This window comes from Suicoccus acidiformans (assembly GCF_003546865.1).
Taxonomy (GTDB): Bacteria; Bacillota; Bacilli; order Lactobacillales; family Aerococcaceae; genus Suicoccus; species Suicoccus acidiformans.
Map to the genome: position 1 here is coordinate 842,589 of NZ_CP023434.1, position 13,577 is coordinate 856,165.

The following is a 13,577-nucleotide window of genomic DNA, read 5'->3' on the forward strand; positions in this document are numbered from 1 at the left end:
TTGTCGGAGGATTAGCTCAGCTGGGAGAGCACCTGCCTTACAAGCAGGGGGTCGGCGGTTCGATCCCGTCATCCTCCATGTAAATAAGACTCGTTAGCTCAGTCGGTAGAGCAACTGACTTTTAATCAGTGGGTCGCAGGTTCGATTCCTGCACGGGTCATCTTTAACCAAGCGGGTGTGGCGGAATTGGCAGACGCACCAGATTTAGGATCTGGCGCCTTCGGGCGTGGGGGTTCAAGTCCCTTCACCCGCATAGCTTCCCCGAAAGGTTAAAGAGACGAGGGAACTTGTCACAGAAGCAGAAGCCGGCTTAGCTCAGTTGGTAGAGCATCTGATTTGTAATCAGAGGGTCGAGGGTTCAAGTCCTTTAGCCGGCATATGCGGAAATAGCTCAGTGGTAGAGCACCACCTTGCCAAGGTGGGGGTCGCGGGTTCGAACCCCGTTTTCCGCTTAACTAGGATGTGAGCTTGCTTAGCGCTTAGTGGTTGCGCGAGCGAACAAGCCTTTGTAGGCAGCACCTAGGAACATCCTATGCCGGGGTGGCGGAACAGGCAGACGCACAGGACTTAAAATCCTGCGGGAGTTACATCCCGTACCGGTTCGATTCCGGTCCTCGGCATTGTAGCAGAAGCTACAATATAACATATTGCACCCTTAGCTCAATTGGATAGAGTGCTTGACTACGAATCAAGAGGTTACAGGTTCGACTCCTGTAGGGTGTATGTAAACGGGAAGTAGCTCAGCTTGGTAGAGCACTTGGTTTGGGACCAAGGGGTCGCAGGTTCGAATCCTGTCTTCCCGATAACTAGAAGGCACAGAGATGTGTAGACTAGAGAATGGGGGCTTAGCTCAGCTGGGAGAGCGCCTGCTTTGCACGCAGGAGGTCAGCGGTTCGATCCCGCTAGTCTCCATATGATGGCGGTGTAGCTCAGCTGGCTAGAGCGTCCGGTTCATACCCGGGAGGTCATGGGTTCGATCCCCTTCGCCGCTATTATATTTATTGTATTAACTGGTCCGGTGGTGTAGGGGTTAACATGCCTGCCTGTCACGCAGGAGATCGCGGGTTCAAATCCCGTCCGGACCGTTGTTATGCGGGTGTAGTTTAGTGGTAAAACTACAGCCTTCCAAGCTGTTGTCGCGAGTTCGATTCTCGTCACCCGCTTAGCTGAGGTTATAAGCCGAAGCGAATCATTATAAGCATCGGGCCTGTAGCTCAGCTGGTTAGAGCGCACCCCTGATAAGGGTGAGGTCGGTGGTTCGAGTCCACTCAGGCCCATTGTTCTAAATGAACACGACTGCGTTGCAGTCACCTTGGTCAGATGAGCCACTTTTTTGGAAGATGGGGAAGTACTCAAGAGGCTGAAGAGGCGGCCCTGCTAAGGCTGTAGGTCGGATTTTTCCGGCGCGAGGGTTCAAATCCCTCCTTCTCCGTTCTGCTTTGCAGTAGTATACAAACTGGCCCGTTGGTCAAGTGGTTAAGACACCGCCCTTTCACGGCGGTAACACGGGTTCGAATCCCGTACGGGTCACTAATTTAATAATATGTTGGAGGATTACCCAAGTCCGGCTGAAGGGAACGGTCTTGAAAACCGTCAGGCGTGTAAAAGCGCGCGTGGGTTCGAATCCCACATCCTCCTTTACACAAGTTCTTACCTTAGCGATTTGTTAAGGTTTTTTTCTTTGCCTGCTGTAAAAGCGTTTTCTTTTGTTGTTGTAGATTTTGACAGCATTACCAAGAGAATACTTTGCAAAAGGACACTAACTACAACTTCGAACATAAATTTATTGGCGTCACATTATAATTATTCTAAATATAATCTTCTTTTTTCTCACACAATTCTTAATTTAAATCCTTCTTATCAAGTAACCACTCTTAAATAGCGGCATTAAACGAATTGTCTTGATTTCTAAGCAAATTTAACCTATACTAAAATCTACAAAAACATTCGTTTGATTAGAAAGAGGTAATAACTATGAAGAAAATTTTTCGTTTTTTTATTATGTTATTGGTTTTTTTCTTGCCATTTGCTTCTGCAAATGCTCAAGATACAATCACGATTACTGATATTCACGGTGAGGTAGAAGTCCCGAAGAATCCAGAGCGGGTCGTTTCTTTAGATAATCGTACGTTTGAGACATTGGATCAATGGGGCGTGAAACTTTTGGCTGCACCTAAGGGCTTAATTCCTCAGGAAATTTCCTATGCTACCGATGATGCTATCGAGGATATTGGTAATCACCGTGAACCGAATTTAGAAGTGATTGCTGCGGTAGAGCCAGATTTAGTGATTGTTGGGCAACGTTTCGCGAAATATTATGATGATATCAAGGCCCTAGTGCCGGATGCGGCGGTTATCGATTTAAATATTGACCTCGAAACGCCAGTTGACGGCAATTATGGGCAAACACTGGTTGATGGTCTGAAGACACCGGTTCAGCAGTTAGGGGAAATTTTCGACAAAAAGGCTGAAGCAGATGCATTAGTTAGTGACTTTGAAGCCAGTGTCCAAGCAGCAACCGACGCTTATAATGGTGAGGATACAGTGATGGGCGTTATTGTCTCTGGGGGCGATGTAGGTTATTCAGCACCAATCACAGGACGTGTTTGGGGGCCACTCTTCGATTTATTTGCCTGGAAACCGGCTTTAGAAGTGGAAGGGGCGACCAGTGATCATCAGGGGGATGACATTTCTGTTGAAGCAATTGCTGAGAGTAATCCAGCTTGGCTGATGGTCTTAGATCGTGACGCCGCAGCCAATGAGGGTGAAGAGGCGATTACTGCAGTGGAAGTCATCGAATCTTCGCAAGCTTTAAATACGACGGATGCTGTCCAAAAGGGTCAAATAGTTTATGCCCCCTTAGATACTTATACGAACGAATCGATTCAGACCTTCACTGAACTATTCCAAAGCATCGCAGATGCTATGAAGGACTAGACGGTGGGTCATTGAATCCACGAAAGCTAAGGTCTCAGAGGGCCTCGGCGACATTCATTATTGGAGTAATAGGGCTAATGTTACTAGCCCTATTCTCTTTATTTACCGGCGAGTATCAACTAACAGGTCATGATGAAGGGTGGCGTATGTTGTGGATTACTCGCTGGCCCCGTACGGCTTCTTTAATACTCTCCGGGATTGCGATGGCAATGAGTGGGTTAGTGATGCAGTTAATGAGTCAGAACCGCTTCGTCGATGCTAGCACCAGTGGCACTTTGGAGTGGAGTAGTCTGGGGATTTTGTTAGCGTATGTCTTATTCAAAAATCCCACCATCTTTGAACGCATGACCTTGTCTATTGTCATGGCTTTTGTCGGTACCTTAATCTTCTATAAATTATTACAGAATATTCGCTTAGAAGGTCCATTAATGGTACCGATTGTCGGCATGATGATTGGAGCGGTTATTTCAGCTTTGGTGACTTTTATGAGTATGGCTATGGGCTTGGATCAAGTCGTTCAAACTTGGTTTGTTGCATCTTTCTCCTCGATTGAAATGGGTCGTTATGAGTATTTATGGCTAATATTAGGTTTGGTTCTGCTTCTTTACCTCTTTGCGGACCGTCTAACCTTAGCTAGTCTTGGAGAAGAAACTGCGACAAGTTTGGGCTTATCCTATCAATCGACGGTTTTAGTCGGTGTATGCCTGGTAGCTTTTGCGGTAGGCTTGACTTCTGCGGTGATTGGGCAACTTCCATTTGTCGGACTCATCGTACCAAATTTAGTTTCTTTATACCGGGGCGATCATTTGCGATCGAACTTACCTTGGGTTTGCCTGTGTGGGGCCGGGATTATGTTAGTGAGTGATATTCTTTCTCGTATTCTCATCAGGCCGTTTGAAGTACCGGTGTCGATTCTGTTGTCAATCTTTGGAGCCATCGTCTTCACGGTGCTCCTCTTCCGTAAATATCTCACGAAAGGAGGCTAAGTATGAGCCAGAAAACTCTTGCTTTCCAGAAAGCCATTAGTCAAAAGCGTTACCGTGTCTTACTGGGAACTTTGTTGTTTTTAGCAGTGGGATTGAGCTTGCTCTATTTGATAATTAATATCCCGGTGGCACCAACTTCAGCTTCCTTCTGGCCGATTGTGAAGAGACGCATTGTCTCGCTTTTAGCAATGTTGGCGGTGTCGATTGGGCAAAGCGCTGCGACGGTTACTTTCCAGTCCTTTACCCAAAATCGCTTAATTACACCTTCCTTGCTAGGATTTGATGCTTTATATGCGTTGATTAATACCATGATTATCTTCTTCTTGGGGACCCGGAGTTTCCTTGAGGCGAATAATTTTGCCGGGGTAATCTTGAGTATTCTGATCATGATAGGTGTGAGCTTGTTCTTATATGGTGGTTTATTACTTCAAGAGTTTGCCGACGTTCAGTTCGTGCTTTTGATTGGTGCCGTCATCGGTATCGGCCTGCGTGCTTTGACGAATTTCATGCAAAGTTTGTTGTCGCCGTCGCAATTTGACATGCTCAAAGCTAAACTCTTAGGCTCGGTCAACAATGCCAATGCTACGGTGCTTCCGCTCGCTTTGTTGGTGTTAGTGTCGGGTCTAATTCTTTTAATGCGCCGCACGCAGACGCTGAACACACTTAGCTTAGGACGAGATATTAGTATTAATCTCGGACTTCATTATAAGAAGGAACTGTTGTATTTCCTAACACTTGTGACGCTGTTTATGGCGGTTTCAACGGCCTTAGTTGGGTCGATGAATTTCTATGGTTTTTTGGTAGCGATGTTGACTTATGAATGCGTTCCAACTTACGATCATCGCTATTTATTACCGGTGGCTTGCTTGTTAGGCTTTGTGATGCTCCTTGCAGCTTATCTGGTGATGAATCACCTCTTCCAAGCCCAAGGGGTGGTTAGTGTCGTGATTGAATTGGTGGGAGGATTTGCGTTCTTGAGTGTACTACTTAGAAGGGGGCGGAGTCATGCGTTTAACAAAGGTTGAGAAGCGCTTTAACACGAACCGGATTATTGGTCCTATAAGCCTTGACTTCCCCAAAGGTGAGCTTACGTCAATTATCGGTCCCAATGGCGCCGGTAAGACTACGAGCTTACTGATGATGGGACGTCTCTTAGCCATGGATAGTGGGCATATTACTGTGTCTGGTTTGGATATTGACAATACCCCATCAGAGGAATTAGCTAAAGTCTTAGCGATTTTGCGCCAGGAGAATCATTTTGCGACGCGCTTGACGGTTCGTCAATTAGTGAGCTTCGGTCGTTATCCTTATTCGAAGGGCCGGCTGACAGCGGAAGATGAGGCAATTATTACAAAGTATATTCATTATCTTGGTTTGGCTCCTTTGGAAAATCTGTATTTGCATGAACTTTCGGGGGGACAGCGCCAGCGTACTTATGTTGCGATGGTGCTCGCTCAGGAGACGGACTATATTCTACTGGATGAACCATTGAACAATCTTGATATTGCCGCTAGTGTGCAGATGATGAACTATTTGCGCGAAATGACGACTCAGTTGAGTCGAACGATTATCGTGGTGATTCATGATTTGAATATGGCTGCCAAGTATTCTGATAACCTGTGCCTGATGAAGGACGGGCAGGTGACCCATTTCGGTAAGGTTGAGGAGATAATGCAAAGCGCGTTATTGAGCGATTTATACAATGTATCGATTCAAGTTATTGATGGTCCAGATGGCCCCATCGCAATATATTAAATTATTTAAGGCAAAATATTTCTTTTCTTGCTAAAAAAACGTTATAATGTATTTATAAAGAAAAAGGAATGAGGAGATCATTACTATGACAGATACATGGGAGAACATTAAAGGCCAAAAGGACGAGATTGTTGGGAAAGTCAAAGAGGTTTACGGAAAAGCATCGGACAATGCTGAATTACAAGCTGAAGGCGTTCAACAACAAGTAGAAGGTGAAATTCGCCAAGCTGCTGCTAAAGGTCGCCAAGACGAAGCTTCATTGAAAGCCGATGCAGAAGCTAGTGCAGCTGAAGCGCAAGAATCTGTGAAGCGTCAAAGCCAACAAACACTCGAGAATGTTCAACAAAAAGCAGACGACAACTTGAAAGATGCAATTCAAGAAGGAAAAGAGCTCAAAGAAGAAGCTGCACGTAAAGCTGAAGAACTTCGTCAACAAGCTATCCAAGAAAACAAAGAAAATCTCCAAGAAGCTCGCGACAAATCAGCAGAAGCACACCGCACTGCAGAAAGTTTCGACGACGCAGCCCGAGCTACCGTTGAAGACTCCCTCAGCGAAGAAGAAGCTGAATAGTATGAATAATGAACCCCCGCTACTCACCATTTGAACTGCCCTCTGTCAAGTAGACAGGCAAATAAACAAAATATTTTGTACCATGCGTGAGTGTTCTCGCATGGTTTTTTTATGCTGGAATTTTGAGCCCCATAGCTAAAGTCACTCGCTCATTATTGTAGAAATCAATATAGCGTGCAATATCTGCTTCGAGTGCTTCAAAACTGTCATAAGTATTCAGTAGGTACATCTCAACCTTTATAATGCCCCAGAAGTTCTCCATCGGCCCATTATCAATGCACTTTCCAACGCTTAACATACTTTGGATTAATCCATGCTCATCCACAAATTTTTTGAAGAAGTAAGAAGTATATTGGAACCCTCGATCACTATGAAACAGGGTTTCGCCAGAAATGATTTCATCCTCAATTTGGACAACTGTATCTTCGACCAACTGATTATTGTTACGCTTCGATAGCTTGTGGGCAATGATTTTGTTGTCCCCATAATCTAAGATGGCGCTCAAATAAGCCTTGCAATTTTCCCCATATTTAAATTCGGTAATATCTGTCAAAAGCACTTGTCTAGGTTCATAATCCTTATCAAATTGGCGATCCAACACATTGTCAGCCACATGTTGGGGCTTGCTTGGTTTATACTGGTATCCTTTGCGTCGGATGACCGCTTGCAGTCCCATGAGTTTCATTAAGCGATAAACACACTTATGATTGACCTTAGCGTCTTTATAATAATTAAGATAGATGGTTATCCGACGATAACCATAAGTCTCATTATAGTTGTCATAGACTTCTTGGATTTGTTCCCTTAGCCATTCTAGGCGCAACTGGGAGGGCGATGGTTCGCGTTTTAACCATTTATAGCACGGTGAACGGCTGACTCTCAAAACCTCACAAAGATAGCTTATTTTATATCCTTCTTGCTTAAGTTTCTCAATCGCCTTGAATTCCGCTTGGTATTTTGTTCTTGTAACATCAACTCTCTTTCCACTTCTTGCATTTTTTTAAGGCAGCGTTCTCCGTTTCTAAATACTCATTACGAACTTTTAAAGCAGCCATTTCTGTTCTAAGCTTCTCTTCCTCTGTTTGAATGCTTTCTGGCTTTCTTCGGCCTCTGCCATCTATCAGGCCATCTGGCCCATGTTTTTGATACTTCTGGACCCATGAATAGACATTGTTGTAGGATACGGCGAATTTCTCAGCAGTTTCTCTATAGGACATCCCGGTCTCTAGATAATCTTTGACGATCTCAATTTTTTCTTCTTGTGTTTTCTTCTGGCCTTTCATTGTATACACCTCGGGTTTAGGAACAACGTCCTTAATTTCTTCCCCTTTAGTATACTTGATAATCCAGTTTTTTACAGTGCTGTGGGAAGGTATATTGTATTTTAGAGCGAGTTGTCTGATAGGTTCTTGATGATCAAGATACTCTTCAACAACAGCTAACTTGAAGTCATGACTGTAATGATTATTGGAGGACTTAGTTTGGATACCAGAATAGCCATGGCTTCTATATTTAGTGACGTAATTAGAAAACGTTTGCTTGGATAAAAGTAGTCCATATTCTTCTCTCAACGTTCTATAGGATATACCGTCCTCTAAATACAAACGAATATATTTCTCTAGTTCACTATCTGAATGTTTCCTGCTTGAACGCATAAAACTCCCCCTTAAGTAGATTTACTTTTTTAAGTGTCTACTTTAGGGGGAGCATATCATTAAGCGAGTAGTGGGGTTTTTGTGGTTTAGTGCCGATTAAGTCGTTATCGTGATAATCGGGAAGCAAATATTTTTTTAGATGTGTAGGCTTATTGATACAAGAATCGATTTCTAGTATTAGTAAACAGATTTGCTACTGGCAGAGTCGGATCCTAATATTAGTAAAGACGACGTTGATGAATATTACTATTTGCGGAGCAAGCTACTATTACGAAAGAGCCCCTGTAAGGCGTGAATCTTTCAGAGGCTAAGTTAACTGATTTAATTAATTAGTTACTGAATACTTGAGTTGAGTAAACGACAAGGCCGTTACCACTTTGATAGGAATCTACTTGAAGGGCGTGGGTCGTGTATGATCCGTCCATCATATTCTGATAGTGACCTGGTGATTGCTTCCAATTGTCAAAAAGTCTTTGAGCAATTTCTTGCGCTGTTGCATCTTGGGAGAAGTAAGCTTGTTGTAAGTTCTCACCGACAACGGAACCACCTTGTTCGAATCCTGGAGCAGTGTAGAATGATGAGCCGTCTGGACGTGTGTGTGAGAATTGGTTTGTAATTTCTTGGGTACGGTTTTGAGCAGCTGTTTGTAAATGGTTGCCGTATGCTAGTTGTGTACCACCATGAGCTGCACGTTCTTGGTTAACGAGCGCGTGGAAGTGTTCAGTGACAGCGTTCATATCAACCGTTCCACTGTTGCTTGCGTTAGCATCCACTGGTGCCAGCTCAGCTGGAGCAGTATCTGCTACTTGACCGTTTGTTGCTTCCGTTGGAGCTTGTTCAGCAGCTTGCTCAGCTGGTTGCGTTTCATCTACCGACGCAGGATTAGCTTGTGAGCTGTCTGCGATAGTACTCTCAGTGGGTGCACTTTCTGCATTCGTGCTTTCAGACGCAGCTTGCTCAGCTGGTGTCGCTTCCGCTGCAGTACTCTCAGCTGGCACTTCTGGTGTAATTGTGCTTATTTCAGCGTTTGCTTCTGTTGTTGGTAATTCGCCTGTAGTTTTCGGGGTGTGACCTGGAATATTGTTAGGGTCTTGATAGAAACTTTCTAACCAATCACTATTGTTTTGATCACCGAATGTATCTGCTGGGCTTTGTTCAGTTGGAGCTTGCTCTGCTGGCATTGCATCTGTTGTATTGTCATCGTCATCATCATCCCAGTCATTATCGTCTACATCATCGTAGTAGTCATCGTCCCAGTCGCTGTCGTCATCACTGTTGTCGTCATCACTGTTGTCGTCATCATCGTAATCATCGTCGTAATCATCAAAGTCATCATCGTAATCATCATCGTAATCATCAAAGTCGTCGTAGTCATCATAATCGTCATAATCATCATAGTCATCATAGTCATCATCATAATCATCATCGAAATCCTCATAAGCGCCGGCAATTTGTTGATCATCATTTAGGATTCCAGCCAACACATCGCCTGGTACAACTTGAGTATTCTCATCCATCCCGTTAATGGCGCGTAAGTTTTCTACCGTTTGACCAGCCGCCTCAGCAATGTTTGCTAAGGTGTCGCCCCATTGTACAACATAAGCGATTGAGCCAGCTTCATCTTGACGTGAGATTTCGGACTTGATAGCATCTGGCTTACGCTCTTCCCAACGATTGATAGATGTGTTCAAAGCTTTTTCTTGTTCAGCTTTAACTACCGGGTGATTACTATAACGTCCTCTTTGATTTGCAGCTTCTACTTGAGCTTCAGGAGAATTCGCTAAGACTGACTCAAGTGCCACCTGTGAGTGACCTAACACTAAACTCATACTAGCCATTACACTGGCTGAGATTAAGATACGTTTCATTGATTTTTTCATAAGATAAATCCTTCTTTCTTTAATTGTATAGATAGTTTTTTGCCAACGGTTTGGCCCGTCGATAGATAATACGCAAACTTTTGTAAATTTCGGGCCCTTTTTCCAAAAAAATTTGCCATTTCTTCAACTGACTTCGCCGTCAATAAATAATACGAACCAACGGAACAATTTTGGGACCTTTTTTGAGAAAAGCCTTAAGTTCTGCCGCGGTCTAATAGATAATACGTAAATTGAGAGTGATTTAGGTACCTTTCCTCTCAAAAAAAGGATAATTAACACAATAGCTCTGCTTAAAGATGGGATAAAATTATTGCAGAAGCAACAGTGCCTTCTCGGGGCTATGTATTTTGTGAAACTGAAAAGGTGTCGCATAACGATTCTCTCGATCAAAAAAGGGCATTCACTGACATATAATAGAAGCTTTCAAATACTTCCTATAAATTTACGTTAGATTTACATAGGTGAAACTATCATGAAATATAAACATATCGTGATGTACCTATGTTATGATCATGCATCACTCAATGTAATTCGTTAATAATATTTTACTATACTGTTATATATAGTTATTATAGAGGTATAAGAACTCTAAAGTATACAATAATAATTTTTCTAGGTATAATTAAAATTAACTGCTCCAAAAAGTCCCTAAATATGCATGGAGCTACGTATTATATAACAGATGGGAGGAATTCATATCGACCAAGATATTAATCAACTCATTGAAGAGCATTATGGCTTTATTATTCAAGTTGTTAGCGAGACGACGAATCGCTATGTGAATGTGAAAAGTGATGATACCTTCTCAATTGCTTTGTTGGCTTTTGAAGAAGCAGTGGAGAAGTATGAAGAAGATAAGGGAGCCTTTCTGGCTTTCGTTCGGCTAGTGATTCGTAGCCGTGTCATCGATTACTTACGTAAAGAGCAAAGGAATCAACATCAGTCTTTAGAATCGATGAGTGAGGATGGCGTGCAGTTTGAAGACAGTAGGCAAAAGTCTGATACAAACCTCAAGTTCGAAATTGAAGACTGGAAGCAAGACATCGCAAGCTTTAATATCAGCTTGGAGCAACTCGTAGATGAGTCGCCTAAGCATCAAGATAGTCGCGAGCGAGCCATCCGTATTTCTGAACGATCCAGCAAACATCCACCCATTACAAAGCCCTTGTTCGAGAAGAAACGTCTCCCCATCAAACTGACAGCAACCTATAATAACGTGACGGAGAAAGTCATTAAAGGTAACAAAATTTTTATTATCTCCGTTATCGTAATCTTTAAGAAAGGTTACTCGTCACTCGTAGATTGGATCAAGGGGGGATAACATGAGTCAAGACAAACCAAGCAAGACACTCGTCATCGATATTCAAGACGACTATATCATCGGCCTTGATCCCGACGGCACATTCCACAAGCTGAAATATAAAGAAGGCTTGGATGTCGGTGACCAAATTTATTATTTAGATCAAGATTTATATACAAAGCCATCCAACATTCGCCACGTGAACTTCCGACCGATTGTTCGTACGTTACTTGTGGCTGCGATTGCGTTACTTATCGTTGGTATTGGTTTCCGTAATTGGGGAACTTCGGACCAGGTGTACGCAGCCCTTTCGATTGGTAGCCAACAAGGGGTACAAGTGGAACTCAATGATCAGCAGGAAATTATTCGACTTCTCGACGCCAATGGTCATCCATTTGAGGATTCTTCATACCTTGGCCAACCTATCCAGAAAGCTGTGCCAAGTCTATTGAGTGAATATGGCTCAAGGACAGCTGCGGCTGATACTGTGGTCGGCCTGTCTTCGGATGATCGCCAGTGGCTGCAAGAGATGGAGCAAATTCTGGTTGAGACCATTCAAGGAGATAGCTATCAATCTAACCTTGTTATGGTGAAAGGGAACTTAGACGACTACAATACAGCTCAAGAAAACCAACGACTTCTCGGTGATTATCAATTAGCTCAAGGCGATGTAAATCTTTGGAGCAAAGGAGAGAGTCGCGTCCTATCTGCCAAAGAGAAACGTCAGCGCCTCTCGGGTACATCTGCCCAATACTATCAGGCTCACCCAAGCATCGAACAAACGTTTAAACAGTTGCGTGAGTTAAGAAATAGCGAAAAGTTGCAAGCTATTGAAGACAAGGTACGTCAATACATTCGCTGGCAACAACGCGGTCCGGTAGCTGATAACAGTGAGTTCATCTCAGGTGAAGATTGGTTCAATTTCTTCTATGAGCACCCACCAGCAGAAGAAACACCGTCTTCACAAAGTCCTACACGTAATAATTGGCCAAGCCAGAACCATCAACCAGACCAAAATCAAATACAAACACCAAACTATCCGTCACATACACCGGTATATGACGATGACTGGGATGACGATGATGACGATGATGACGACGATGACGACGATGATGATTAGTCGCCCCATCACTAAACCGCCGACAGCAAAATTTCTGTAGGCGGTAAACTTTAACCCTCGCCCATGACGCCATATGAATTGATGGTACTTTAACAGGCGACTTTTCGAAGAATTTATCCGAAAAGGTCCCTAAAAATATTGGCCACTTCGTATTCTATAATAGACGCGAAAAGGCGTTGGGAATCTTGAGGAAGAAATATTTTATAAAAAGTCCCTAAAATTTATGTCGGTTACGTATTATTTAATGGCCCGGCAGAGGGATAAAACAAAAGGAGAGAAAGATGAAGAAATTACTATTACTCAGTGCATCTATGCTTGCGCTTAGCTCACAAGGCTTTGCACCAAGTGTTCATGCTCAAAATAACGCAGATGTTATGGCTGTGACACAAACACAGCAAAGTCAAATTCAAACAGATTATGATCAGGCTATTCAAAGCTTTCAAAGTCAATATCCTAATACACATATTACAGATGTAGATATTCACTTACATCAAGAAACCGGTCACTTTGTTGTCCGAGTACTTGGTGCTGATCAAAGCCAAGAGTACCAATTAATTACTTATAATGGCGAACAGTTTAATGCTAGTCGCCCGCTTGAAGAAGCCAATTCAACAAGCCAAACGTTAAACCCGGCAGAATTGGCGAGCTTAGAGACTGTGACCCAGAATGCAATCCAACAAGCGCAGAGCGATAAAGCAGTTAACTGGAGTTTAGAAGGCCACGAAGATACAGATGCACCAAGATGGGATGTTACCTTCATAGAGGACAATCAGGAGAAGAATGTTGCCGTTGACGCTACCACAGGTGAAGTCATTGACAGCACTCAAGATTCAGCTACTCAAGAATCAGCAGACACTCAACAAGCACCAAACGCAAGCCAAAATACGGACCAAGATCGCAGTGATAACTCTGACGCACGTCACTTCTATCGTCAGTTCTACTCAGACTACAACGGAACACGCCCAACCGTTCGCGATGCAGGTTACCAAATCCGCAATACACCAAGCAACTCAAGCCAAACAACGGGTCCAGCAACATCAACAGTCGGTCAATACGACGATGATGACTGGGATGATTATGACGACTATGACGATTATGATGATTACGATGATGACTGGGATGATTATGACGACTATAATGATTATGATGATTATGACGGCGATGATGATTAATCCAGGCTAAATCATAAAGTTACCTTTATCCAACCATAAAACTAAACCACACCAAACTGGAATCACCTGAACATTGGAGCTGTTCGGGTGGTTCCAGTTTTTAATTCAGTCGAGTTATTGTGCAGCTTGTGTATAAAATACGGGAAAAATGATGCGTGTGGGTGTATTGTGATATTCAGACGAGTAATAGAAGGTGGGCAT

The 13,577-nt window shown here is 43.3% G+C and carries 10 protein-coding genes, 16 tRNA genes and 1 pseudogene; 24 read left to right on the top strand and 3 right to left on the bottom strand.

Features of this window, described 5'->3' with window-relative positions; translation table 11 throughout:
- The first annotated feature begins 5 nt into the window (after positions 1 to 5).
- From CL176_RS04125 to CL176_RS04225, 21 genes are all read left to right on the top strand, one after another.
- Positions 6 to 78: transfer RNA gene (locus CL176_RS04125), tRNA-Val, on the top strand.
- Positions 79 to 87: 9 nt separating this feature from the next.
- A tRNA-Lys gene (locus CL176_RS04130) sits at positions 88 to 160 on the top strand.
- 11 nt (positions 161 to 171) lie between these two features.
- Positions 172 to 253, top strand: a tRNA-Leu gene (locus tag CL176_RS04135).
- Between the two features lie 51 nt (positions 254 to 304).
- Positions 305 to 377: transfer RNA gene (locus CL176_RS04140), tRNA-Thr, on the top strand.
- Between the two features lie 3 nt (positions 378 to 380).
- Positions 381 to 452 (top strand) — tRNA-Gly (locus tag CL176_RS04145).
- An 82-nt stretch (positions 453 to 534) separates the two neighbouring features.
- A tRNA-Leu gene (locus CL176_RS04150) sits at positions 535 to 620 on the top strand.
- Positions 621 to 649: 29 nt separating this feature from the next.
- Positions 650 to 723 (top strand) — tRNA-Arg (locus CL176_RS04155).
- A gap of 6 nt (positions 724 to 729) precedes the next feature.
- Positions 730 to 803 (top strand) — tRNA-Pro (locus CL176_RS04160).
- 36 nt (positions 804 to 839) lie between these two features.
- Positions 840 to 912: transfer RNA gene (locus tag CL176_RS04165), tRNA-Ala, on the top strand.
- A gap of 6 nt (positions 913 to 918) precedes the next feature.
- Positions 919 to 992: transfer RNA gene (locus tag CL176_RS04170), tRNA-Met, on the top strand.
- A gap of 20 nt (positions 993 to 1,012) precedes the next feature.
- Positions 1,013 to 1,085 (top strand) — tRNA-Asp (locus CL176_RS04175).
- Between the two features lie 7 nt (positions 1,086 to 1,092).
- Positions 1,093 to 1,163: transfer RNA gene (locus tag CL176_RS04180), tRNA-Gly, on the top strand.
- Positions 1,164 to 1,203: 40 nt separating this feature from the next.
- Positions 1,204 to 1,277 (top strand) — tRNA-Ile (locus CL176_RS04185).
- A gap of 65 nt (positions 1,278 to 1,342) precedes the next feature.
- Positions 1,343 to 1,432, top strand: a tRNA-Ser gene (locus CL176_RS04190).
- 26 nt (positions 1,433 to 1,458) lie between these two features.
- A tRNA-Glu gene (locus tag CL176_RS04195) sits at positions 1,459 to 1,530 on the top strand.
- Positions 1,531 to 1,548: 18 nt separating this feature from the next.
- Positions 1,549 to 1,638 (top strand) — tRNA-Ser (locus CL176_RS04200).
- Positions 1,639 to 1,974: 336 nt separating this feature from the next.
- A complete protein-coding gene (locus CL176_RS04205) occupies positions 1,975 to 2,937 on the top strand; it encodes a siderophore ABC transporter substrate-binding protein (RefSeq protein WP_118990173.1) in 963 nt (320 codons plus the stop codon).
- A gap of 77 nt (positions 2,938 to 3,014) precedes the next feature.
- The gene (locus CL176_RS04210) at positions 3,015 to 3,923 is read left to right on the top strand and encodes an iron chelate uptake ABC transporter family permease subunit (protein WP_118990174.1); all 909 of its coding nucleotides are present in this window, start codon (positions 3,015 to 3,017) and stop codon (positions 3,921 to 3,923) included.
- Between the two features lie 2 nt (positions 3,924 to 3,925).
- On the top strand, positions 3,926 to 4,948 hold the full coding sequence (locus tag CL176_RS04215; RefSeq protein ID WP_118990175.1) for an iron chelate uptake ABC transporter family permease subunit: 1,023 nt from the start codon (positions 3,926 to 3,928) through the stop codon (positions 4,946 to 4,948).
- On the top strand, positions 4,929 to 5,678 hold the full coding sequence (locus CL176_RS04220) for an iron ABC transporter ATP-binding protein (protein WP_118990176.1): 750 nt from the start codon (positions 4,929 to 4,931) through the stop codon (positions 5,676 to 5,678). Before CL176_RS04215 ends, CL176_RS04220 begins: the two co-directional genes overlap by 20 nt.
- An 85-nt stretch (positions 5,679 to 5,763) precedes the next feature.
- Positions 5,764 to 6,249, top strand: coding sequence for a CsbD family protein (locus tag CL176_RS04225; protein WP_118990177.1), 486 nt, complete (start codon positions 5,764 to 5,766; stop codon positions 6,247 to 6,249).
- A gap of 109 nt (positions 6,250 to 6,358) precedes the next feature.
- On the opposite strand, the pseudogene CL176_RS04230 reads toward CL176_RS04225, so the two are convergent.
- From CL176_RS04230 to CL176_RS04240, 3 genes and pseudogenes are all read right to left on the bottom strand, one after another.
- Positions 6,359 to 7,192 (bottom strand): annotated as a pseudogene (locus CL176_RS04230) (IS3 family transposase); the annotation flags it as partial.
- Positions 7,193 to 7,220: 28 nt separating this feature from the next.
- The gene (locus tag CL176_RS04235) at positions 7,221 to 7,904 is read right to left on the bottom strand and encodes a helix-turn-helix domain-containing protein (protein WP_118990179.1); all 684 of its coding nucleotides are present in this window, start codon (positions 7,902 to 7,904) and stop codon (positions 7,221 to 7,223) included.
- Positions 7,905 to 8,233: 329 nt separating this feature from the next.
- Positions 8,234 to 9,784, bottom strand: coding sequence for a CAP domain-containing protein (locus CL176_RS04240; RefSeq protein ID WP_118990180.1), 1,551 nt, complete (start codon positions 9,782 to 9,784; stop codon positions 8,234 to 8,236).
- A gap of 682 nt (positions 9,785 to 10,466) precedes the next feature.
- Here CL176_RS04240 and CL176_RS04245 point away from each other — a divergent pair.
- The 3 genes from CL176_RS04245 (at position 10,467) to CL176_RS12460 (ending at position 13,376) form a co-directional block, all read left to right on the top strand.
- The gene (locus tag CL176_RS04245; RefSeq protein WP_118990181.1) at positions 10,467 to 11,105 is read left to right on the top strand and encodes a sigma-70 family RNA polymerase sigma factor; all 639 of its coding nucleotides are present in this window, start codon (positions 10,467 to 10,469) and stop codon (positions 11,103 to 11,105) included.
- A 1-nt stretch (position 11,106) separates the two neighbouring features.
- The gene (locus CL176_RS04250; RefSeq protein ID WP_118990182.1) at positions 11,107 to 12,204 is read left to right on the top strand and encodes an anti-sigma factor domain-containing protein; all 1,098 of its coding nucleotides are present in this window, start codon (positions 11,107 to 11,109) and stop codon (positions 12,202 to 12,204) included.
- Between the two features lie 281 nt (positions 12,205 to 12,485).
- A complete protein-coding gene (locus CL176_RS12460) occupies positions 12,486 to 13,376 on the top strand; it encodes a PepSY domain-containing protein (RefSeq protein ID WP_205528135.1) in 891 nt (296 codons plus the stop codon).
- Positions 13,377 to 13,577 lie beyond the last annotated feature (201 nt).